This window comes from Lysobacter sp. Root76 (assembly GCF_001428685.1).
In the GTDB taxonomy this organism is placed as follows: Bacteria; Pseudomonadota; Gammaproteobacteria; order Xanthomonadales; family Xanthomonadaceae; genus Lysobacter.
In genome coordinates, this window is sequence record NZ_LMIK01000006.1 from 295064 (window position 1) to 315874 (window position 20811).

13 protein-coding genes and 1 pseudogene are annotated in these 20811 nt (G+C 68.3%); 4 read left to right on the forward strand and 10 right to left on the reverse strand.

The features are described from left to right. Nucleotides 1–48 precede the first annotated feature (48 nt). The 3 genes and pseudogenes from metH to ASE10_RS13285 form a co-directional block, all read right to left on the reverse strand. Nucleotides 49–2778, reverse strand: a complete 2730-nt coding sequence (gene metH, locus ASE10_RS13275; RefSeq protein WP_255355491.1) for a methionine synthase — start codon at nt 2776–2778, stop codon at nt 49–51. Nucleotides 2779–2845: 67 nt separating this feature from the next. Beyond that, complete coding sequence (locus ASE10_RS13280; protein ID WP_055906586.1) at nt 2846–3952, reverse strand: homocysteine S-methyltransferase family protein; 1107 nt, start codon at nt 3950–3952, stop codon at nt 2846–2848. A 48-nt stretch (nt 3953–4000) separates the two neighbouring features. Continuing rightward, nucleotides 4001–4927: pseudogene (locus tag ASE10_RS13285) on the reverse strand (metalloregulator ArsR/SmtB family transcription factor); the annotation flags it as partial. Between the two features lie 349 nt (nt 4928–5276). Here ASE10_RS13285 and ASE10_RS13290 point away from each other — a divergent pair. From ASE10_RS13290 to ASE10_RS13305, 4 genes are all read left to right on the forward strand, one after another. Further along, nucleotides 5277–6470, forward strand: a complete 1194-nt coding sequence (locus ASE10_RS13290) for an acyl-CoA dehydrogenase family protein (protein WP_327037120.1) — start codon at nt 5277–5279, stop codon at nt 6468–6470. Between the two features lie 242 nt (nt 6471–6712). Continuing rightward, the gene (locus ASE10_RS13295; RefSeq protein ID WP_055906600.1) at nt 6713–11704 is read left to right on the forward strand and encodes an NAD-glutamate dehydrogenase domain-containing protein; all 4992 of its coding nucleotides are present in this window, start codon (nt 6713–6715) and stop codon (nt 11702–11704) included. Nucleotides 11705–11928: 224 nt separating this feature from the next. Further along, on the forward strand, nt 11929–12699 hold the full coding sequence (locus tag ASE10_RS13300; protein ID WP_055906603.1) for an NAD kinase: 771 nt from the start codon (nt 11929–11931) through the stop codon (nt 12697–12699). Between the two features lie 232 nt (nt 12700–12931). Continuing rightward, nucleotides 12932–13837 carry a 5'-nucleotidase gene (locus tag ASE10_RS13305; protein ID WP_055906606.1) on the forward strand — a complete coding sequence of 302 codons (906 nt, stop codon included), beginning with the start codon at nt 12932–12934 and terminating at the stop codon, nt 13835–13837. Nucleotides 13838–13845: 8 nt separating this feature from the next. Here the strand turns inward: ASE10_RS13305 and ASE10_RS13310 are convergent, their stop codons facing one another. The 7 genes from ASE10_RS13310 to ASE10_RS13340 all read right to left on the reverse strand — a co-directional run bounded on the left by ASE10_RS13310 (nt 13846) and on the right by ASE10_RS13340 (nt 20792). Further along, on the reverse strand, nt 13846–14403 hold the full coding sequence (locus tag ASE10_RS13310) for a DUF2939 domain-containing protein (RefSeq protein ID WP_055906609.1): 558 nt from the start codon (nt 14401–14403) through the stop codon (nt 13846–13848). 123 nt (nt 14404–14526) lie between these two features. Beyond that, on the reverse strand, nt 14527–15213 hold the full coding sequence (locus ASE10_RS13315; RefSeq protein ID WP_055906613.1) for a DUF2461 domain-containing protein: 687 nt from the start codon (nt 15211–15213) through the stop codon (nt 14527–14529). A gap of 40 nt (nt 15214–15253) precedes the next feature. Next, on the reverse strand, nt 15254–16696 hold the full coding sequence (gene sbcB / locus ASE10_RS13320) for an exodeoxyribonuclease I (RefSeq protein ID WP_055906615.1): 1443 nt from the start codon (nt 16694–16696) through the stop codon (nt 15254–15256). Nucleotides 16697–16701: 5 nt separating this feature from the next. After that, nucleotides 16702–18069 (reverse strand): NAD(P)/FAD-dependent oxidoreductase, encoded by a 1368-nt coding sequence (locus ASE10_RS13325; protein ID WP_056305388.1) that lies wholly within the window; start codon nt 18067–18069, stop codon nt 16702–16704. A gap of 50 nt (nt 18070–18119) precedes the next feature. Then, the gene (gene kynU / locus ASE10_RS13330; RefSeq protein ID WP_056305390.1) at nt 18120–19391 is read right to left on the reverse strand and encodes a kynureninase; all 1272 of its coding nucleotides are present in this window, start codon (nt 19389–19391) and stop codon (nt 18120–18122) included. Between the two features lie 4 nt (nt 19392–19395). Beyond that, nucleotides 19396–19764: a 5-carboxymethyl-2-hydroxymuconate Delta-isomerase gene (locus tag ASE10_RS13335; protein ID WP_055906625.1), complete on the reverse strand. Its 369-nt coding sequence runs from the start codon at nt 19762–19764 to the stop codon at nt 19396–19398. Between the two features lie 17 nt (nt 19765–19781). Continuing rightward, entirely contained in the window at nt 19782–20792 is a 1011-nt protein-coding gene (locus ASE10_RS13340; RefSeq protein ID WP_055906627.1) for an amidohydrolase family protein, read from the reverse strand. Between the last annotated feature and the right edge of the window lie 19 nt (nt 20793–20811).

Below are 20811 nucleotides of genomic sequence, written 5' to 3' on the forward strand. Positions count from 1 at the left end.
GCAGCGGAGTGGAGGCGGGCGGGGCGGCGGCGACCGCCCCGCGTGGTTTCATTCCGGATCGTAATCCAGATTCGACGCCAGCCAGCGCTCGGCCTGGGCCAGGCTCACGCCCTTGCGCTTGGCGTAATCCTCGACCTGCTCCTTGTTGACCCGTCCGACCACGAAGTACTGGCTGCCCGGATGGCTGAAGTAGTAGCCCGAGACCGCCGCGGCCGGGTACATGGCGTAACTCTCGGTCAGCTGCAGGCCGGCCTTGTTCTCGGCGTCGAGCAGGCGGAACAGGGTGGCCTTCTCGCTGTGCTCGGGGCAGGCCGGGTAGCCCGGGGCCGGGCGGATGCCGCGGTAGCTTTCGTCGATCAGATCGTCGTTGGCCAAGGCCTCGTCGTCGGCGTAGCCCCAGAATTCCTTACGCACGCGCTGATGCAGGCGCTCGGCCAGGGCTTCGGCAAAACGGTCGGCCAGGGCCTTGAGCATGATCGCGTTGTAATCGTCGTGATCGGCCTCGAAGCGCGCCACGTGCGGCTCGATGCCCAGGCCCGCGGTCACCGCGAAAGCGCCGATCCAGTCCTGGCGTCCGCAGTCCTGGGGCGCGATGAAATCGGCCAGGCAGAAGTCCGGTCGGTCGGCGGGCTTGTCGACCTGCTGGCGCAGGAAGTGCAGGGTGGTGCCGGCCTCGTCGCCCAGGATCACGTCGTCGCCGACGCTGTTGGCCGGCCACAGGCCGAACACGGCCTTGGCGCTGATCCACTTCTCCTCGACGATGCGCTTGAGCATCGCGCGGGCGTCGCGGTAGAGCTCGCTGGCCTGGGTGCCGACGATCTCGTCGGTGAGGATCGCCGGATAGCGGCCGGCCAGTTCCCAGGTGTTGAAGAACGGCGTCCAGTCGATGTAGTCGACCAGCTCGGCCAGCGGGTAGTCGTCGAACACGTGCAGGCCGGGCTGCTTCGGCGCCGGCGGCACGTAGTCGTTCCAGCCGCCGTCGTAGCGCTGGCCGCGCGCCTTCTCCAGCGACACCAGGCGCTTGCCGTCGCCGCGGTTGCGGTGACGCTCGCGGATTTCCGCGTAGTCGGAGGCGTTGGCGGCGACGAAAGGCTCGCGCAACTCGATCGAGATCAGCGACTGGGCCACGCCGACCGCACGCGAGGCGTCCTTGACCCAGATCGTCGGCGACTTGTAGTGCGGGTCGATCTTGAGCGCGGTGTGTGCGCGCGAGGTGGTCGCGCCGCCGATCAGCAGCGGCATGGTGAAGCCCTGGCGCTGCATCTCGCGGGCGACGTGGCTCATTTCCTCCAGCGAGGGCGTGATCAGGCCGGACAGGCCGATCAGATCGGCGTTCTCGGCCTTGGCGCGGTCCAGGATGGTCTGCGCGGGCACCATCACGCCCAGGTCGACCACGTCGAAGTTGTTGCAGGCCAGGACCACGCCGACGATGTTCTTGCCGATGTCGTGGACGTCGCCCTTGACCGTGGCCATGACGATCTTGCCGTTGGACTTGCCGACATCGCCGGTGCGCAGCTTTTCGGCCTCGATGTAGGGCAGCAGGTAGGCCACCGCCTTCTTCATTACCCGCGCCGATTTCACCACCTGCGGCAGGAACATCTTGCCGGCGCCGAACAGGTCGCCGACCACGTTCATACCGGACATCAGCGGGCCTTCGATCACGTCCAGCGGGCGTGCGGATTCGGCGCGCGCGGCTTCGGTATCTTCTTCGATCCACTGGTCGATGCCGTGCACCAGCGAATGGCTGAGGCGGTCGCGCACCGGGCGTTCGCGCCAGGCCAGGTCCTCGACCCGCTTCTCGCCCTTCTTGCCCTTGTAGCGGTCGGCGATCTCGAGCAGGCGCTCGGTGCCGTCGGGGCGACGGTTCAGGACCACGTCCTCGACCCGCTCGCGCAGATCGCTGTCGAGATCGTCGTACAGCGGCAGCGCGCCGGCGTTGACGATGCCCATGTCCATGCCGGCCCGGATCGCGTGGTACAGGAACACCACGTGGATCGCCTGACGCACGATTTCGTTGCCGCGGAACGAGAACGAGACGTTGGAGACGCCGCCGGAGATGTGGCTGTACGGGAAGCGGCGCTTGAGCTCGCGGGTGGCCTCGATGAAATCGACCGCGTAGTTGTTGTGTTCCTCGATGCCGGTGGCGATCGCGAACACGTTGGGGTCGAAGATGATGTCCTCGGGCGGGAACCCGATCTGTTCGGTCAGCAGCTGGTAGGCGCGCGAGCAGATGTCGACCTTGCGCTCGATGGTGTCGGCCTGGCCGACCTCGTCGAAGGCCATGACCACCACGGCCGCGCCGTAGCGGCGCACCAGCCGTGCCTGGCGCAGGAATTCCTCCTCGCCTTCCTTCATCGAGATCGAATTGACGATGCCCTTGCCCTGCAGGCACTTCAGGCCGGCCTCGATCACGCTCCACTTGGAGCTGTCGACCATCACCGGCACGCGCGCGATGTCGGGCTCGGCGGCGATCAGGTTGAGGTAGTCGACCATCGCCTTTTCGGAGTCGAGCAGGCCCTCGTCCATATTGACGTCGATGACCTGGGCACCGTTCTCGACCTGCTGGCGCGCGACCACCACGGCTTCGTCCAGGCGGCCTTCCATGATCAGTTTCTTGAACTGGGCGCTGCCGGTGACGTTGGTGCGTTCGCCGACGTTGATGAAGTTGCTTTCGGGCGTGATCTGCAGCGGTTCGAGGCCGCTGAGGCGGGTTTGGCGGGGGAGTGCGGATGTCATTCGGGGTCGGGTCTGAAAGTGCTCTTGAGACAGGGAACTAATGAACAGGAACGAGCAACGAGTTGTAGTGCTTGTGCTCGTTCCTGTTTTCTCATGACTCGTTGCTGATTCACGCCGCGGCGCTGACCACCTGCGGCAGGCGGCGCGGTTCCACGCCCTCGACCACCGCGGCGATCGCGGCGATATGCGCCGGGGTGGTGCCGCAGCAGCCGCCGACCAGGTTCAGCAGCCCGGCCTCGACGAACTCGGACAGCACCGCGGCCATGTCTTCCGGGGTTTCGTCGTAGCCGCCGAAGGCGTTGGGCAGGCCGGCGTTGGGATGGGCGCTGACGTAGGCGTCGGCGACCTGGGCCAGCACGTCCACGTGCACGCGCAGGTCCTTGGCGCCTAGCGCGCAGTTCAGGCCGATGGCCAGCGGTTGGACGTGGCGCAGCGAGTACCAGAAGGCTTCCGCGGTCTGGCCGGACAGGGTGCGGCCGGAGGCGTCGGTGATGGTGCCGGAGATCATCAGCGGCAGCCGCACGCCGCGCGCATCGAAGGCTTCCTCGACCGCGAATACCGCGGCCTTGGCGTTGAGGGTGTCGAAGATGGTCTCGACCATGATCACGTCGGCGCCGCCGTCGATCAGGCCGTCGGTGGCTTCGCGGTAGGCGATGCGCAACTCGTCGAAGGTCACCGCGCGGTAGCCGGGGCGATTCACGTCGGGGCTCAGCGAGGCGGTGCGGCTGGTCGGGCCGAGCACGCCGATCACGAAGCGCGGGCGGCTCGGGTCCAGCGCTTCGGCGGCATCGCAGGCCTCGCGCGCCAGGCGTGCGCCGGTCGCGTTGAGTTCGTAGGCCAGGTGCTCCAGGCCGTAGTCGGCCAGCGAGATCGTGGTCGAGTTGAAGGTGTTGGTCTCGATCAGGTCGGCGCCGGCGGCCAGGTACTCGCTGTGGATGCCGGAGATGATCTCGGGCCGGGTCAGGCTGAGCAGGTCGTTGTTGCCGCGCTGGTCGCGCGCGCAGCCGCAGCCTTCGCCGTGTTCGTGGCCCGCTTCGATGGCCGCGCGCAGGCCGTCGTAGCCTTCGGCGAAGCGCTCGCCGCGGTAGGCGGCTTCGTCGAGTTCGTGGCGCTGGATCATGGTGCCCATCGCGCCGTCCATGACCAGGATGCGGGCGGCCAGCGCTTGCTGCAGCGCTTGCGCGCGGGCGGGGTTGTGCCAGGGGAGGGTCTTCATTGTTCAGGCCTTCTTGGACGGCTTGCGCGCGGGGGCGTCGGGGTCGGCGGGTTTGCGTGCGATCAGGGCGATGACTTCGAAATGCGGCGGCCGGCGTTCGCGGGTCACGGTCTCGCAGCTGACGATGTCGAAACCGGCCTTGGTCGAGAACTTCTGCAGATCTTTCTCGGAGAAGCCCAGGTTGACGTGGCCGTAGGCCGCGACCACGCCGCGGTGCTCGTGCCGGGCCAGGCTGGTCAGCAGCAGGCGGCCGCCCGGGCGCAGTACGCGCGCGGCCTCGGCCACCGCCTGCGCGGGGTGCTCGGCGTAGGTCAGGGCGTGCATCAGCACCACCAGGTCGAAGCTGCGGTCGGGGAACGGCAGCGCGTGCATGTCGCCTTCGCGCACTTCGACGTTGCTGAGCCGGCGCAGGCGGTCGGAGGCGGCGGCCACGACCTTGGTGCTGGCGTCCAGGCACAGATAGCGGTTGGAATGCGGCGCCAGCAGTTCGGCCAGCACGCCGTCGCCGGAGGCGATGTCGAGCACGTCGCCGGGCTGCAGCAGCGGTACCGCCGAACGCGCCAGCGCTTCCCAGGTGCGACCCGGGGAGTAGTGGCGTTCCATGTCGCCGGCGACCGAGTCGGCCCAGTTCTGGTCGGCGGCGCGCATCGACAGCACCGCGGCCACGCGCTCGGCGTCCTGGCGCAGCAAGGGATCGTCGCTGCCGGTGCTCAGGGTCTGCCACAGGGCGCGTTGGGCCTGGTCCAGCGCGGCTTCGTCGAAGCGGTAATAGGCCGACACGCCGGCGCGGCGGTCGCGCACCAGGCCGGCCTCCTTGAGCTTGGACAAGTGTGTCGACACGCGCGGCTGGGCCAGGCGGGTGATCGCCGACAGCTCGGCCACGGTGAGCTCCTCGCCTTCGAGCAGGGCCAGCAGACGCACGCGGGTGGCGTCGGCGAACACCTTGAGTCGTGACGACCAGCCTTCCAGATCCATGTTTAAGCCTTGGGATACATGATTGAGTGCGTGATTGGAGCGCGCGATTCGCAGATGCGGATTCGGAGGCCGAAACCCGGAGACCAGAGGGCGCCGTCGCCCTGGCGGGTCGCGAATCTCCGCTTCGGCTTCTATCAACCTATCGCGATACAGCGATAAGTGTCCTCCGCGCGCCCGAAAGGGTCAAGTCTCGCGCCGCCTGCGATGCAGCTGGCGTTGGGGCGGGAGGTGGGGTTATTCGGCGGGCGCGGCTACAATTCGCGCAGCGGCCGCGGAACGATGGCCGCGGCTCGATCCGCACCCGGGTTTCCCGCGTTCGGGTCCCTGTCCCGGGGCCGGTTTCACCGCCGTGCCCAGAACCAGAACCAACAGAGGTGCCGACGTGGATTTTGGCTTTACCGAAGAGCAGTTGATGATCCAGGACGTGGCGCGTCGTATCGCCCAGGAAAAGATTGCTCCCAGCGCCGAGCACCACGACCGGACCGGCGAATTCCCGCTTGAGAACATCCGCACCCTGGGCGAGAACGGCCTGATGGGCATCGAAGTGCCGGCCGAGTACGGCGGCGCGGGCATGGACCCGATTAGCTACGTGCTGGCCATGGTCGAGATCGCCGCCGGCGACGCCGCCCACTCGACCATCGTGTCGGTGAACAATTCGCTGTTCTGCAACGGCATTCTCAAGTTCGGTACCGAAGAGCAGAAGCAGCTCTACGTGCGCGCCATTGCCGAGGGCCGCGAGATCGGCGCCTTCGCCCTGACCGAGCCGCAGTCGGGCTCCGATGCCACCGCGATGCGCTGCAAGGCGGTCAAGCAGGCCGACGGCTCGTTCGTGATCAACGGCAAGAAGAGCTGGATCACCTCCGGCCCGGTCGCCAAGTACATCGTCCTGTTCGCCATGACCGACCCGGACAAGGGCGCCCGCGGCATCACCGCGTTCATGGTCGACACCTCGCGTCCGGGCTTCCACCGCGGCAAGACCGAGCCCAAGCTCGGCATCCGCGCCTCGGCCACCTGCGAGATCGAGTTCGAGGACTACGTCGCCCGTCCCGAGGACGTGCTCGGCGAGGAAGGTCACGGCTTCAAGATCGCGATGGGCGTGCTCGACGCCGGCCGTATCGGCATCGCCAGCCAGGCCATCGGCATCGCCCGTGCCGCCTACGAGGCCACCTTGGCCTACGTGCGCGAGCGCAAGGCCTTCGGCCAGCCGATCGGCGCGTTCCAGATGACCCAGGCCAAGATCGCCGACATGAAGTGCAAGCTCGACGCGGCCCTGCTGCTGACCTTGCGCGCGGCCTGGCAGAAGGGCCAGACCGAGAAGAGCGGCGGCCGCTTCAGCAACGAGGCCGCGATCGCCAAGCTCACCGCCTCCGAGGCGGCGATGTGGATCGCCCACCAGGCCGTGCAGATCCACGGCGGCATGGGCTACTCCAAGGAAATGCCGCTGGAGCGCTATTTCCGCGACGCCAAGATCACCGAGATCTACGAAGGCACCAGCGAGATCCAGCGTCTGGTGATCGCCCGCAACGAAACCGGTCTGCGCTGACCGCTACGGCATGAAACGCATCGATATGAAGCGTACCGGCTCGTATCGAGTCACCGCCTCACCCGGGGATCGCGGCCGCGGTCTCCGGGTATCAAAGACCGTCGAACGCGACGTGGGCCTGCGGGCCCGCGGACGCGTCGCCCTGCATCCAGCCGTCACCTCAGCCGTCACATCCGCGAACTGAATCTCTTCACGGCCCATGCGCGAGCGTGGGCCTCATTCCATCGGACCTCCAAGTTCCCATGAGCAGCAAACCCAAAGCCGCGAAAACGACCGTCCAGGCCGCCGCAAAACCGGTGTCCGCCAAGCGCTCCGCCAGCAAGACCGCGGCGCCCAAGAGCGACGCCGTGTCCCTCGAGCCGATCATCGCCGCGATGCGCAAGCGCCTGCCCAAGGCGCGCCACGCCGAGGCCGAGGCCTTCGCCCAGGCGTTCTATCGGCGCATGAGCGGCGACGAGCTGCCGCAGCACAGCCCCGACGGCTGGGCCGCGCTGGCCAGCGACTTCCTCGAATTCGCGCGCGCGCGCAAGACCGGCAAGGCGCTGGTGCGCCTGTTCAACCCGACCATCAAGACCCACGGCTGGGAATCGGCGCACACGGTGCTGCAGATCGCCAACGACGACATGCCGTTCCTGGTCGATTCGGTGACCATGGCCTTGGCCGAGCAGGGCATCGGCGTGCACGTGCTGGGCCACCCGGTGGTGACCTTCCGCCGCGACAAGGCCGGCAAGATCGTCGCCGTCGGCGAGGGCGTGGCCGAGTCGCTGATGCATCTGGAGATCGACCGCCAGTCGGCCGACGCCATGCCGCGCGTGCAGAAGGCGCTGGAAGCCGTGCTCGAGGACGTGCGCGCGATCGTGCGCGACTGGGCGCAGATGCGCGACAAGATGGGCGAAGTCGCCGAAGCCCTGGGCGGCCGCAAGCTGCCGGTCAGCGACGAAGGCCGCCGCGAGGCGCAGGAGTTCCTGCGCTGGGCCGCCGAGAACCATTTCACCTTCCTGGGTTACCGCGAATACGAAGTGACCAAGAAGGGCGGCCAGGAAGTGCTGTGCGCGGTCCCCGACAGCGGCCTGGGCCTGCTGCGCGGACACGACGCCGGCAAACCGCGTGCGCTGACCTCGCTGGCCGCGCATTACATGCCGCAGTCGGGTTCGGTCGACGCGCTGATCCTGACCAAGACCAACGCCCGTTCCTCGGTGCACCGTCCGGGCTACATGGACTACATCGGCGTGCTCAGCTTCGACGCCGACGGCAAGCCGGTGCGCGAGGAGCGCTTCATCGGCCTGTACACCTCCAGCGCCTACAACCGCCGCCCCTGGGAGATCCCGCTGGTGCGCCAGCGCCACGCCTATGTGATGGAGAAGTCCGGCCTGTCGTCCGACAGCCACAGCGGCAAGGCCCTGCGTCACATCGTCGAGACCCTGCCGCGCGACGAGCTGTTCCAGTCCGGCGAAGAGGAACTGCTGCGTACGGCCTCTGGCATCCTCGGCCTGCAGGAGCGCGTGCGCAGCAAGCTGTTCCTGCGCCGCGACCGCTACGGCCGTTTCTTCTCCGGCCTGGTCTACATCCCGCGCGATCGCTTCAACACCGATGTGCGCCTGCGCATCGAGGCCATGCTCAAGCGCATGCTGCACGGCGAGCAGGTCGACACCACGGTGCTGATCGGCGAATCGCCGCTGGCCCAGCTGCACCTGATCGTGCGCCCGAAGTCGGGCGAAGCGATCCAGATCGACAACGCCGCGATCGAGGCCGAGCTGGCCCAGATCGTGCGCGACCGTCGCGACGAGCTGCGCGAAGCCCTGGTCGCGCGCCATGGCGAGGAACGCGGCCTGGCCCTGATCAACCAGTACGGCCGTGCGCTGCCGAGCGGCTACGTCGACGAAGTCTCCGCCGCGGTCGCCGCCAACGACATCGAGCACCTGGACGCGCTGACCGGTCCCGACGACCTGCGCCTCAACCTGCGCCGCATCGGCAGCGGCGAGGGCGGGCTGCGCTTCAAGTTCTACCGCCAGCACGACGACATTCCGCTGTCGGACGCGCTGCCGATGATGGAGAACATGGGCCTGCGGGTGATCTCCGAGCACCCCTATCGCCTGGTCGCCGGCGACACGCCGCTGTACATCCAGGACTTCGAGGTCGAAACCGCCGGTGCCGAAGTCGACGTGTCGCGCCTGGACGAAACCTTCGAGGACGCGTTCGGCCAGATCTGGCGCGGCAACGCCGAGAACGACGGCTTCAACCGCCTGATCCTGGCCGCCAACCTGTCCTGGCGCCAGGTCGCGATGCTGCGCGCCTACTGCAAGTACCTGCTGCAGGTCGGCGTGCCGTTCTCGCAGAGCTACGTCGAGGAAACCTTCTTCCGCTACCCGTTGCTGGCGCGCCTGCTGGTCGAGCTGTTCGAGGCCCGCTTCGATCCCTGCACCGGCAAGGAGAGCAAGGCCGAAATCAAGGCCGGCATCGAGCGCCTGAGCCAGCAGCTGCAGGCGCTGGCCAGCGGCGACGAGGCCACGCTGGCAGCGTTGCAGCCGGTCATCGAGGCCCGCAACGGCAAGCGCGAGCAGCAGATCGACATCACCCGCTCGACCCTCAAGGGCCTGCTCGACCGCGTTTCCAGCCTCGACGAGGACCGCATCCTGCGCAGCTTCATCGGCGTGATCGACGCCACCCTGCGCACCAGCTACTACCAGCGTCCGGCCAACGGCGGCGAGCGCGGCTACGTCAGCTACAAGTTCGATTCGGCGCTGGTGCCGGACCTGCCCAAGCCGCGTCCGTACCGCGAAATCTTCGTCTACGGCCCGCGCGTGGAAGGCGTGCACCTGCGCTTCGGCCCGGTCGCCCGCGGCGGCCTGCGCTGGTCGGATCGCCGCGAGGACTTCCGTACCGAGGTGCTGGGCCTGGTCAAGGCGCAGATGGTCAAGAACACCGTGATCGTGCCGGTCGGTTCCAAGGGCGGCTTCTTCGCCAAGCGTCCGCCGGTCGGCGGCGACCGCGACGCGGTGCTGGCCGAAGGCATCGCCTGCTACAAGATGTTCATCAACGGCCTGCTCGACATCACCGACAACATCGTCGACGGCAAGATCGTGGCGCCGCGCGACGTGGTCCGCCACGACAACGACGATCCCTACCTGGTCGTCGCCGCCGACAAGGGCACGGCCACGTTCTCCGACATCGCCAACGGCATCGCCGCCGAGCACGGTTTCTGGCTCGACGACGCCTTCGCTTCCGGCGGCTCGGTCGGCTACGACCACAAGGGCATGGGCATCACCGCCAAGGGCGCCTGGGAGTCGGTCATGCGCCACTTCCGCAGCCTCGGCCGCGACAGCCAGACCCAGGACTTCACCGCTGTCGGCATCGGCGACATGTCCGGCGACGTGTTCGGCAACGGCATGCTGCTGAGCAAGCACATCCGCCTGGTCGCGGCCTTCGACCATCGCCACATTTTCCTCGATCCGAACCCGGACGCGGCCAAGACCTTCAAGGAACGCGAGCGCCTGTTCAAGCTGCCGCGTTCGAGCTGGGACGACTACGACAAGAAGCTGATCGGCAAGGGCGGCGGCGTGTATCCGCGCTCGGCCAAGTCGATCGCGCTGTCGCCGGAGATCAAGGCTGCGCTGGGCATCGACGCCGGCATCGCCGCGATGAGCCCGACCGAGCTGATGAGCGCGATCCTCAAGGCGCCGGTCGACCTGCTGTGGAACGGCGGCATCGGCACCTACGTCAAGTCCAGCGGGGAGTCCAACGCCGACGTCGGCGACCGCGCCAACAACGGCCTGCGCGTCAACGGCAACGAGCTGCGCTGCAAGATGGTGGGCGAGGGCGGCAACCTGGGCCTGACCCAGCTCGGCCGCATCGAGGCCGCGCAGCACGGCGTGCTGCTCAACACCGACTTCATCGACAACTCGGCCGGCGTGGACACCTCGGACCACGAGGTCAACATCAAGATCCTGCTCAACGGCCAGGTCCAGGCCAAGAAGCTGAGCCTGCCCGAGCGCAACAAGCTGCTGGCCTCGATGACCGACGAAGTCGCCGCACTGGTGCTCAACGACAACTACCGCCAGAACCAGGCGATCAGCCTGATGGAGCGGATGAGCCTGTCGCGCCTGGGCTCCAAGCAGCACTTCATCCGCACCCTGGAATCGCAGGGCCTGCTCGACCGCCAGATCGAGTTCCTGCCGAGCGACGCGGAGATCGCCGAGCGCAAGGCGCGCGGCCAGGGCCTGACCCGTCCGGAACTGTCGGTGCTGCTGTCCTACTCCAAGCTGGTGGCGTTCCAGCAGCTGCTGGACTCGGACGTGCCGGAAGATCCGTACCTGTCCAAGGAACTGGTGCGCTACTTCCCCGAGCCGCTGCAGAAGAAATACGCCAAGGCGATGGAGAACCATCGCCTGAAGCGCGAGATCATCGCCACCGCGGTGACCAACTCGACCATCAACCGGATGGGCGCGACCTTCCTGCTGCGCATGCAGGAAGACAGCGGCCGCACCCCGGGCGAGGTCGCCAAGGCCTTCACCATCACCCGCGAGACCCTGGACGCGCGCGAGCTATGGGCGCAGATCGACGCGCTCGACGGCAAGATCGCCGAGTCGACCCAGATCGACGCCCTGCAGGTGATCTGGAACCTGCAGCGTTCGTTCACGCGCTGGCTGCTGTCGCGTCCGGGCGCGATTCCGGACATCGCCACCGCGGTCGCGCGCTATCACGACGGTTTCAAGGACATCCGCGCCGGCAAGGGCATCCTCGGCGACGGCCAGCGTCCGGATTACGAAGCCAGCTTCGCCGACTGGAAGGCCAAGGGCGTGCCGGTGGCGCTGGCCGACCAGCTCGCGGCCCTGCCGTACCTGGAGCCGAGCTGCGACGTCATCGAAGTCGCGCGCGAGCGCAAGCTCAAGCCGGTCGATGTGGCCAAGGTCCACTTCCGTCTCGGCGAGGCGTTGCGCCTGCCGTGGCTGCAGGAGCAGATCGACGCGCTCACCGTCGACGGCCGCTGGCATGCGGTCGCCCGCGGTGTGTTGCGCGAGGAGCTGGGCACGCAGCAGCGCATACTGGTCGGCCAGGTGCTGGCCATGCCCGGCGCCACCGCCGAGGCCAAGGTCAAGCATTGGCTGGAACGCGACGACGTTTCGCTGCGTTTCACCCTGGCCATGCTCAACGAGCTCGCCGCGCAGAAATCGCTGGACTACCCGACCGTCTCGGTCGCGGTGCAGCGCCTGTCGCAGCTGGCCTCGCGCGGCTGAGTCACGCGTCCCTCTCCCGAAGGCGGGAGAGGGACGATACGCAAGCCTTGGGGTAGGAGCGGCGTAAGCCGCGACCGCGCGGCTTCGGCAACGACGCCGGTCGCAGCTTACGCCGCTCCTACCGTAAAGCGGTTGCATTCTTCCGCGTCCGTGCGGAACGCCCCGTCATCGGCATTTCCCGTAGCTCGGGTTATGCTGCGGTCGCCATCCGTTCGGAGCCGCCGATGACCGCGACGCCTCGCATCGCCTTCCTCGCCAGTCCTATCGACGAAGCGCAACGCGCGCTCGCCGAGTTGATCGCGCGCCACGGCCAGCACGAACCGGCCGACGCCGACGTCCTGGCCGCGCTCGGCGGCGACGGGTTCATGCTGCAGACCCTGCATCGCTACGGCAGCTTGGGCAAGCCGGTGTACGGCATGAAGCTGGGCACGGTCGGATTCCTGATGAACCAGCACGGCGACGGCCTGCTCGAACGCTTGGCGGCGGCCGAACCGGCGGTGCTGCGTCCGCTGGAGATGGTCGCGCAGACCGAGTCCGGCGCCACCGTCGGTTCGCTGGCCTACAACGAGGTCTCGCTGCTGCGTCAGACCCGCCAGGCCGCGCACCTGCGCATCGACCTCAACGGCCAGACCCGCCTGGACGAACTGATCTGCGACGGCGTGCTGGTGGCGACGCCGGCCGGCAGCACCGCCTATAACTTCTCCGCGCACGGCCCGATTCTGCCGCTGGGTTCGAGCGTGATCGCGCTGACCCCGATCGCCGCGTTCCGGCCGCGACGCTGGCGCGGCGCCTTGCTCAAGGCCGACACCGAAGTGCGCTTCCAGGTGCTCGACCCGTACAAGCGCCCGGTCAGCGCGACCGCCGATTCGCACGAAGTGCGCGACATCGTCGAGGTCATGATCCGCGAATCGCGCGATCGCACCGTGACCCTGCTGTTCGATCCCGAGCACAACCTCGAAGAGCGCATGCTGATCGAGCAGTTCACCAGCGGTTAGCGCCACGGTCGGCAACGGCATAGCTTTCTGTGGGAGCGGCGTGAGCCGCGATAGCGCAACTCCATCGATAAGGCGATCGCGGCTTACGCCGCTCCCACAGAGAGCAGGGGCGTGACTCGGGTCCTGGTCGGGGTTTCGTGGCCGCAGCTTGCGACCGAAGGCAATCCCCGCGGGGCGCCGTTCATCCCCACTGTCGCAAGCGCCGAGACGCCGCACGAGGCACAATAGCCGCATGCCCGACCGCGACGCCGACCCCCTGATCGTAGCGATCTCTTCGCGAACCCTGTTCGACATGGAGGAGAGCCACCTGCTGTTCGAGCGCGAGGGGCTGGACGCCTACGCCGATTTCCAGCGCGAGCACGAAGACGACCTGCTCGCGCCCGGCATCGCCTTCCCGCTGGTGCGCAAGCTGCTCGCGCTCAACGAGGGCGCGCCGGCGGAGGCGCCGCGGGTCGAGGTGATCCTGATCTCACGCAACTCCGCCGACAGCGGCCTGCGCATCTTCAATTCGATCGCCCACCATGGTCTGTCGATCAAGCGCGCCGCGTTCAGCAACGGCGCGCCGCCGTTCCCCTACATCAAGCCGTTCGGCGCCGACCTGTTCCTGTCGGCCCACGCCGAGGACGTGCGCAGCGCGCTCATCGCGGGCGTCGCCGCGGCCACCTTGCTGCCGGCGAAAGCGCCGCAGCAGCGCCACGACCAGCTGCGCATCGCCTTCGACGGCGACGCTGTGATCTTCGACGACGAGGGCGAGCGGGTGTCGCGCGAAGGCGGCCTGGCCGCGTTCGCCCAGCACGAGCGCGACCATGCCGGCGATCCGCTCTCGGGCGGCCCGTTCCGCGGTTTCCTGGACGCGCTGCATCGGCTCCAGGCCGCGTTCCCGATCGGGCCGGACGCGCCGATCCGCACCGCCCTGGTCACCGCGCGTTCGGTGCCCGCGCACGAACGGGTGATCCGCACCCTGCGCGAGTGGGGCATCCGCCTGGACGAAGCTCTGTTCCTCGGCGGCCGCGCCAAGGGGCCGTTCCTGGAGGCCTTCGGCGCCGACATCTTCTTCGACGATTCCGAGCACAACATCGTCTCGGCGCGCGACCACGTCGCCGCCGGCCACGTGCCGCACGGCGTCGCCAACCGCTGAGGCGAGCCTCAGCGCGGCGCGGGCGGCTCGCCGATCGGCAGGCGGATGTCGCTGAGCTTCCAGCTCAATCCCGAACGCGTCAGCACGAACACCACCGGCTCGCCGTCGGCATTGTTGACTGTGGCGGTGAAGCGCGATGGCGATTCGAAGCCGTACTTGGCGTCCTTGAGCGGGTCGTTGGGCAGGTTAGGTGCGTAGACGTCCTGGCCGCGACCGCCGCCGCCGAGGCGATTGAACAGATTGCGGCCCTCGAGCACCGCGCCGATCCCGATCGGCGTGGCCAGCGCATCGACCGCGCCGCCGGCGGCGGCGCCGGCGATGCGCACCGCGATCGCGCCGATGGGATTGGACTGCATGTCCTCGCCGGCCTGGCGCACCAGGTAGTCTTCTAGCTGCGCCTTCAGGCTCAGCCGCAAGGCCGGAAAGTCGACGTGCTCGGACAGCGCGGCGGTGTCCTGCTCCTGCACCGCTTTGCGGATCGCGTCGACGGTCAGATAGGGCCCGGCGGCGACGTAACCGGCCAGCAGCGCCAGGACGAGGACGATCAGGGCGATCCACTTCTTCATGCAGGTTCACCGCGCGTGAGATGGGCCCAGCTTAGCGCCGTAGGGCCCGGGCTTGCTTGAACGCTCGCTGTGCGCGGCAGCCTTGTTGGGATTGAGCAATTCGGGAAATAGGCCGCCCGAGGATCAGAACTCCAGGTCCAGCGCCGCGCACAGATAGTCGGTGAAGGGCGCCAGGCCGTTCAGATCGGTTTCCAGCGCCTTCAACAGGCGCGGACCGGTCATTACCTCATCGTCGATCGCGCGCAAGGCCACGAAGTTCTTGCGCCGCAAGTCCTGGGCGAACTCGAAATCGTCGGGAAAGCCGCGCGGCATGCGCGTCAGCATCTCGTCCTCGTCCAGATCGAAACGGCGCCGGAACTTGGGCGCGTGCGCCGCGGCCTTCCAACTGCCCGGGTTGTCGAGGATGAAATGGCGGATGCGCCGCAGCGTGTCCGATTCCGGATGCCACAGGCCGGAGGCGATGAAGCAATTGCCCGGCTGCAGGTGCAGATAGAACGACGGCGCCTCGATCTGGCGCCCGCGCTCGTGGAACAGGCGCGCGCCCTGCCAGGTCTTGTAGGGCGTCTTGTCGTTGGCGAAGCGGGTGTCGCGCTGGATCCGGAACAGCGAACCGCCGACGGTCTTGGGCTCGGCCCGGTAGTGCTCGCTGACCTCGGCCAGCACCGGTTGCAGATCGGTGAGCAGGCGCTGGAACGGGCCGCGTACGTTGTCGTCGTAGTCGGCCTTGTGGGCCTGGAACCATTCGCGATCGTTGTGGCGCGCCAGACCGCGCAGGAACTTGAAGCTGGCGTCGAAAAAATAGCGGCTCATACGGATCGGATTCGTGGGGATGGCTGAAGCTTAGCCGGCCTCAGCTCAAGCCGGCGTCGATATCGCGGCCCCAGGCCTCGAGGCGGTCGAGCAGGGCCAGTCGCGGGCCGTCGTCGGCGTGCGCCTGGCGCAGGGCGGCCAACTCGGTGTGGAAGCGTTCGAAGTTGTATTCGCCCAGCCCCGCGTCCTGGTACAGGCGCCGGCGCCGGTAGTCGTCCCAGCGTTCGCGCTCCTCGACCGACAGGGTCTGCGGCCAGTTGCGGGCGCGATAGCGGAACAGCAGCTCGGGCAGGCGCGCGTCGCGGAAGGCGAACGCGGTGCTGGCCAGCGCCGCCGGCGCGGCGGTGCGCACCTGCGCGAACAGGCGCTTGTCGCCGTCGCCGATGAAGCCGTCGTAGAGCGAGGCGTCGGCGTCGGAGGGCGAGCGTTCGCGCTCGTTGCCGTAGACCCGGCGTACCTTGTCGGCCAGCGCCGGACCGACCGCGCGCAATACCGCGGCGCGGCGCTCGATCAGCGCCGGGTCGATCTTGAGACGCTCGAAGTCCGGTTCGCGCAGATGATCCCAGGCGATCAGCGCCGGGCAGCGGTTGAGGTGCACTTCCTTGAGCGCGATCCGCGACTCGCCCTCGGGCAGGTCGGCGGTGGGCGTGTACAGGCGGTCGGCGATGCCGTCGGCGTCCAGGCGCAGCAGCGCGTCGGGGTCCTGGTCCAGATCGAACACGATGATGCGGCTGTCGATGCGCGGATGGCGCGCTATCGGCAGTACCGCGGCCGAGCACAGCCGGTTGGCCGGGAACCGCTGCGACACGTGCAGCACCGGCTTCATCCCGACCACGTCGACCAGGCTGCCGGCGTAGCGCTTGTCGCGCAGGCGCAAAGCGTAATCCCACAATTTTGGCTGCGCGGCCTTGAGCTTGCGCGCCAGGCCGATCAGGGCGCGCACGTCCGACAGCGCCTCATGGGCGTCGCCTACGCGCACGTCGTTGGCGAGCGCCAGGTGCTCGAGCCTGAACGAGGTCGCTCCGTCCTCGCGCTGCGGCCAGACCAGGCCCTCGGGGCGCAGCGCATGCGCCAGGCGCAGCACGTCGAGCAGGTCCCAGCGCGAATTGCCGCCGCGCCATTCGCGTTCGTAGGCGTCGTAGAAATTGCGGAACAGGCCGTAACGCACGAACTCGTCGTCGAAGCGCAGCGAGTTGTAGCCCAGGCTGCAAGTTTCCGGGCGCGCCATCTCGTCGAAGATCAGGGCGAAGGCCTCGGCTTCGTTCATGCCGTCGCGCAGCGCGTCCTGCGGCGCGATCCCGGTGATCAGGGTCGCGGTCGGCGAGGGCAGCAGGTCGTCGGCGGGACGGACGAAGATGCTGATCGGCTCTTCGATCTCATTGAGGTCGGCATCGGTGCGGATCGCCGCGAACTGGGCGATGCGGGTCGTGCGCGGGTCGGCGCCGTAGGTTTCCAGGTCGTAGAACAGGAAGCTCGCGGGCATGCGCGTCAGTCGTCCGCAGGCAGGGGCGAAAGGCGTTCGCGCACCGCCGCATCGACCGCGTCCCAGTCCAGGGTATCCAGACTGTCGTGGCCGCGGGTCAGTTCGACCAGCAGTTCGCGCTGCAGGTTGCCGCGTTCGAACGCGACCGCGTAGGGCATGCGGTGGAAGGTGACCATGGCGTAGCGCGGCATGAAGCGGTCGGGATGACGCTCGCCGAGCTTGCGCTCCAGGGCGCGCTGCAGCAGGTAGTCGTCGTCGTCGACGCGGTCGCGCATCTCCAGGTAGTTCTCCAGCGCCATGGCCTGGATCGCGCGCGCGTTCGGCAGGCGCTGGGCCTGGAATGCGGCGAACGCGGCGGCGCGGTCGGCGCCATCCTCCAGATGCCGGGCGAGGGCCACGCAGTCCTCGAAGGCGCAGTTCATGCCCTGGCCGTGGAACGGCACCATCGCGTGCGCGGCATCGCCGAGCAGCACCGCGCGCTCGTCCAGGTGCCAGCGCTCGAGGTAGAGCGTGGCGAGCAGGCCGGCCGGGTTGCGTTCGAAGTCCTGTTCCAGGTTCGGGATCAGCGGCAGGGCGTCGGCGAAGTCGCGTTCGAACAGGGCGCGCGCGTCGCTGCCATCGCGGATCGTGGCGAAGCTGGGCTCGCCTTCGTTGGGAAGGAACAAGGTAACGGTGAAGGTGCGCTCGTCGTTGGGCAGGGCGATGCACATGTAGCGCCCGCGCGGCCAGATGTGCAGCGCATTGGGCTCGATGCTGAAGCTGCCGTCCGGCGCGGGCGGGATCTCCAGCTCCTTGTAGGAATGGCCGAGGAATTCGGTGCGCTCGCCCAGGTCGGCGGCGCGGTTCATCGCCGCGCGCAAGGCGGAGCCGGCGCCGTCGGCGCCGACCAGGCTGCCGAAGCCCGCATCGTGCGTACTGCCGTCGCGCTCGTCGAGGAAGCGGGCGACACGGGCGTCGAAGTCCACCGACTGCAGGCCGCGATGGAAGTGCAGGCGCGCGCCGGCGTCTTCGGCGATCTGCAGCAGGATCAGGTTGAGCTCGCCGCGGTGCACCGACCAGATCACCTCGCTGTCGTCGCGGCCGTAGCGCTGCAGGTCGGTGCGGCCGTCGAGGAAGTGGACCATGCGTCCGCGCATCATCACCGCCTGCGCCATGACCGCCTGGTCGGCGCCGGCCAAGCGCAACGCGTGCAGTCCGCGTTCGGCCAGGGCCAAATTGATCGAGCGTCCGCCCTGATAACCCTTCAGGCGCGGATCGCCGCGTTTTTCGTACACATCGACGTCCCAGCCGCGGCGGGCGAGCAGGGTGGCCAGCAGCGCTCCGGCCAGGCCGGCGCCGATGATGGTGAGGTGCTTGTCCGTTTCTGGCTTCAAGGCGGTCCGCTCTGAGGGTCGGCTGGCTGGGACGATGCGGCGGGTGCGGCCTAGGCCGTGGCCCAGCGCTCCACGGTCTGGGCGAATCGCAGCACGTCGGCGTGCGTGTTGTACAAGGGTGCGGGCGAGATCCGGATCACGTCGGGTTCGCGCCAGTCGCCGAGCACGCCGTTCGCGGCCAGGTGGTCGAACAGGGCGCGTCCGCGCTCGCGGCCGCCGACCACGCGCAGCGACAACTGGCAGCCGCGCTGGGCTGGATCGTCGGGCGTCGCGATCTGCAGGGTCTCGGACAGGCGGCCGCGGATCAGCGCTTCCAGGTAACCGGTCAGGCGCAGCGATTTGGCCCGCAGCGCCGGCATGCCGACCCGGTCGAACAGGTCCAGCGAGGCGCGCAGCGGCGCCAGGCCGAGGATCGGCGGATTGCTCAGCTGCCAACCTTCGGCACCCGGCGTGGGCACGAACTGCGGGCCCATGCGGAAGCGCGTCGCCGCTTCGTGGCCCCACCAGCCGGCGAAGCGCGGGCGCTCGCTGCGGGCATGACGTTCGTGCACGAAACAGCCGGCGACCGCGCCCGGCCCGGCGTTCAGATACTTGTAGTGGCACCACACCGCGAAGTCGACGCCGCTGTCGTGCAGGGCCAGTTCGATGTTGCCGACCGCATGGGCCAGATCGAAACCGCAGACCGCGCCCTGCGCCTGGGCCAGACGCGCGATCGCGCGCAGGTCGAAGGCCTGGCCGCTGCGGTATTGGATGCCCGGCCACAGCACCAGCGCCAGGCGCTGGCCGTGTTCGGCGATCGCGGCTTCGATCGCGGCCATGGAGTAGGTGCCGCCGGGCAGATCGGGTTCCAGCTCGATCAAATCGGTGGCCGGATCGAAACCGTGGAAGCCGATCTGCGAGGCGACCGCATGCCGGTCGGAAGGAAACGCGCCAGCCTCGATCAATATCGCCGGGCGCTCGCGCGTGGGCCGGTAGAAGCTGACCATCATCAGGTGCAGGTTGGCGGTCAGCGAGTTCATCGCCACCACTTCCGAGGGCTGCGCGCCGACCAGCCGCGCCAGCGGTTCGCGCACCAGCTGGTGATAGGGCATCCACTGGGCCTGGCCGGTGAAGTGGCCTTCGACCGCTTCGTGCGCCCATTTGTCCAGAACCTCCTCGACGTGCGCGCGCGCGCCGCGCGGCTGCAGGCCCAGCGAATTGCCGCAGAAATAGGCCTGTTCGGCGCCGCCGTGGCGCGGCAGCAGGAACTCGTCGCGCAAGGTCGGCAGCGGGTCGGCGGCGTCCAGCGCCAGGGCGTGGTGTTCGGAATACAGGTCGGTCATGGACTCAGGGCAGGTTCGCGTCTAGGACGATCTTGGCGTAGGCGGGCGCGTACAGCTCGTCGACGTCGACGCACAACTGCACGGACGGATGGTGCTCGGGCATCGCGCGGCGCAGGGCGTCGAGCACGATCGCGGACAAGGCGTGCCGCACCGCTTCGTTGCGGCCCGGCAGGATCTTCAGCTGTACGTGCACGAAGGCGCGGCCCTCGTCGGCGTTGCCGACGCGGTAATGCGCGAGCGGCAGGGCCCGGCTCTTGATCGCGAGTTCGTCGAAATGGCCGCTGCCGGCAAGCGCGCGGTTGAGCGTGTCCAGCACCGCGTCGGCGTCGAAATCGACGAGGTTGGCGGTGTAGTGCAGGGTCAGGTGCGGCATCGTGCGGGCTCAGGCGGCTACGAGAAGCGCGACAGCGGCAGGCCCAGCCATTCCAGGGCGGTGCCGTGGTAGAGCCGGGCCTGGTCGGGTTCGGGCAGCTTCAGCGAGGCGATGCCGGCGCCGGGTTCCTGTTCGCCCAGCGGGAACGGGTAGTCGGTGCCCAGCATCACCCGCGACACGCCGCAGGTGTCGAGCAGGTACTGCAGCGCGCGCGGATCGGCGACCCAGGAGTCGAAATACATGCGGCCCAGGTACTCGCGCGGATTACGCGGGTTGTCGGTGGCGACCAGGTCCGGGCGCATGTTGAAGCCGTGTTCGATGCGGCCGATGGTGTAGGGGAAGCTGCCGCCGCCGTGGGCCATGCAGATCTTCAGCTTGGGCAGGCGTTCGAGCACGCCGCCGAACACCAGGCAGCAGGCGGCGCGCGATTGCTCGGCCGGCATGCCGACCAGCCAGGGCAGCCAGTACTTGGGCATCGCGGCGGCGCCCATCATGTCCCAGGGGTGCACCAGCACCGCTGCGCCGAGGTCGCTGGCGGCCTGAAAGAACTCGAACAGCTCCGGCGCGTCCAGGTTCCAGTCGTTGACGTGGCTGCCGATCTGCACGCCCTGCAGGCCGAGCTGGTCCATGCAGCGCTCCAGCTCCTGCACCGCCAGGCGCGGCGATTGCAGCGGCACCGTGCCGATGCCGGCGTAGTGGCGCGGGTAGGCGCGACAGGCCTCGGCCATGTGGTCGTTGAGGGCCTGATGCAGTTCCAGCGCGTGGTGCGGCTTGGCCCAGTAGCTGAACATCACCGGCACGGTGCTGATCACCTGCACCTGCACGCCGAAGCGCGCGTAGTCGTCGATGCGCTCCTGCGGGTCCCAGGTCTTGGACCAGATCTCGCGGAAGAACTTGCCGTCCTTGTAGATGCGATGGCGACCGTCGTCGGTATGGTGGATCACCGGGAAGCGGTCGTCGCCGAACTTGCGCGCGAGGTCGGGCCAGTCGCGCGGTAGGTAATGGGCGTGGGTGTCGATCTTGAGCATGGGTCGAGTCTAATCGCCG

What these genes read in the sequence shown, in the direction of transcription:
- ASE10_RS13280 (WP_055906586.1), bottom strand. Translation starts at nt 3,952, where the DNA reads ATGAAGACCCTCCCCTGGCACAACCCCGCCCGCGCGCAAGCGCTGCAG.
- ASE10_RS13295 (WP_055906600.1), top strand. Translation starts at nt 6,713, where the DNA reads ATGAGCAGCAAACCCAAAGCCGCGAAAACGACCGTCCAGGCCGCCGCA.
- ASE10_RS13300 (WP_055906603.1), top strand. Translation starts at nt 11,929, where the DNA reads ATGACCGCGACGCCTCGCATCGCCTTCCTCGCCAGTCCTATCGACGAA.
- ASE10_RS13305 (WP_055906606.1), top strand. Translation starts at nt 12,932, where the DNA reads ATGCCCGACCGCGACGCCGACCCCCTGATCGTAGCGATCTCTTCGCGA.
- ASE10_RS13310 (WP_055906609.1), bottom strand. Translation starts at nt 14,403, where the DNA reads ATGAAGAAGTGGATCGCCCTGATCGTCCTCGTCCTGGCGCTGCTGGCC.
- ASE10_RS13315 (WP_055906613.1), bottom strand. Translation starts at nt 15,213, where the DNA reads ATGAGCCGCTATTTTTTCGACGCCAGCTTCAAGTTCCTGCGCGGTCTG.
- sbcB (WP_055906615.1), bottom strand. Translation starts at nt 16,696, where the DNA reads ATGCCCGCGAGCTTCCTGTTCTACGACCTGGAAACCTACGGCGCCGAC.
- kynU (WP_056305390.1), bottom strand. Translation starts at nt 19,391, where the DNA reads ATGACCGACCTGTATTCCGAACACCACGCCCTGGCGCTGGACGCCGCC.
- ASE10_RS13335 (WP_055906625.1), bottom strand. Translation starts at nt 19,764, where the DNA reads ATGCCGCACCTGACCCTGCACTACACCGCCAACCTCGTCGATTTCGAC.
- ASE10_RS13340 (WP_055906627.1), bottom strand. Translation starts at nt 20,792, where the DNA reads ATGCTCAAGATCGACACCCACGCCCATTACCTACCGCGCGACTGGCCC.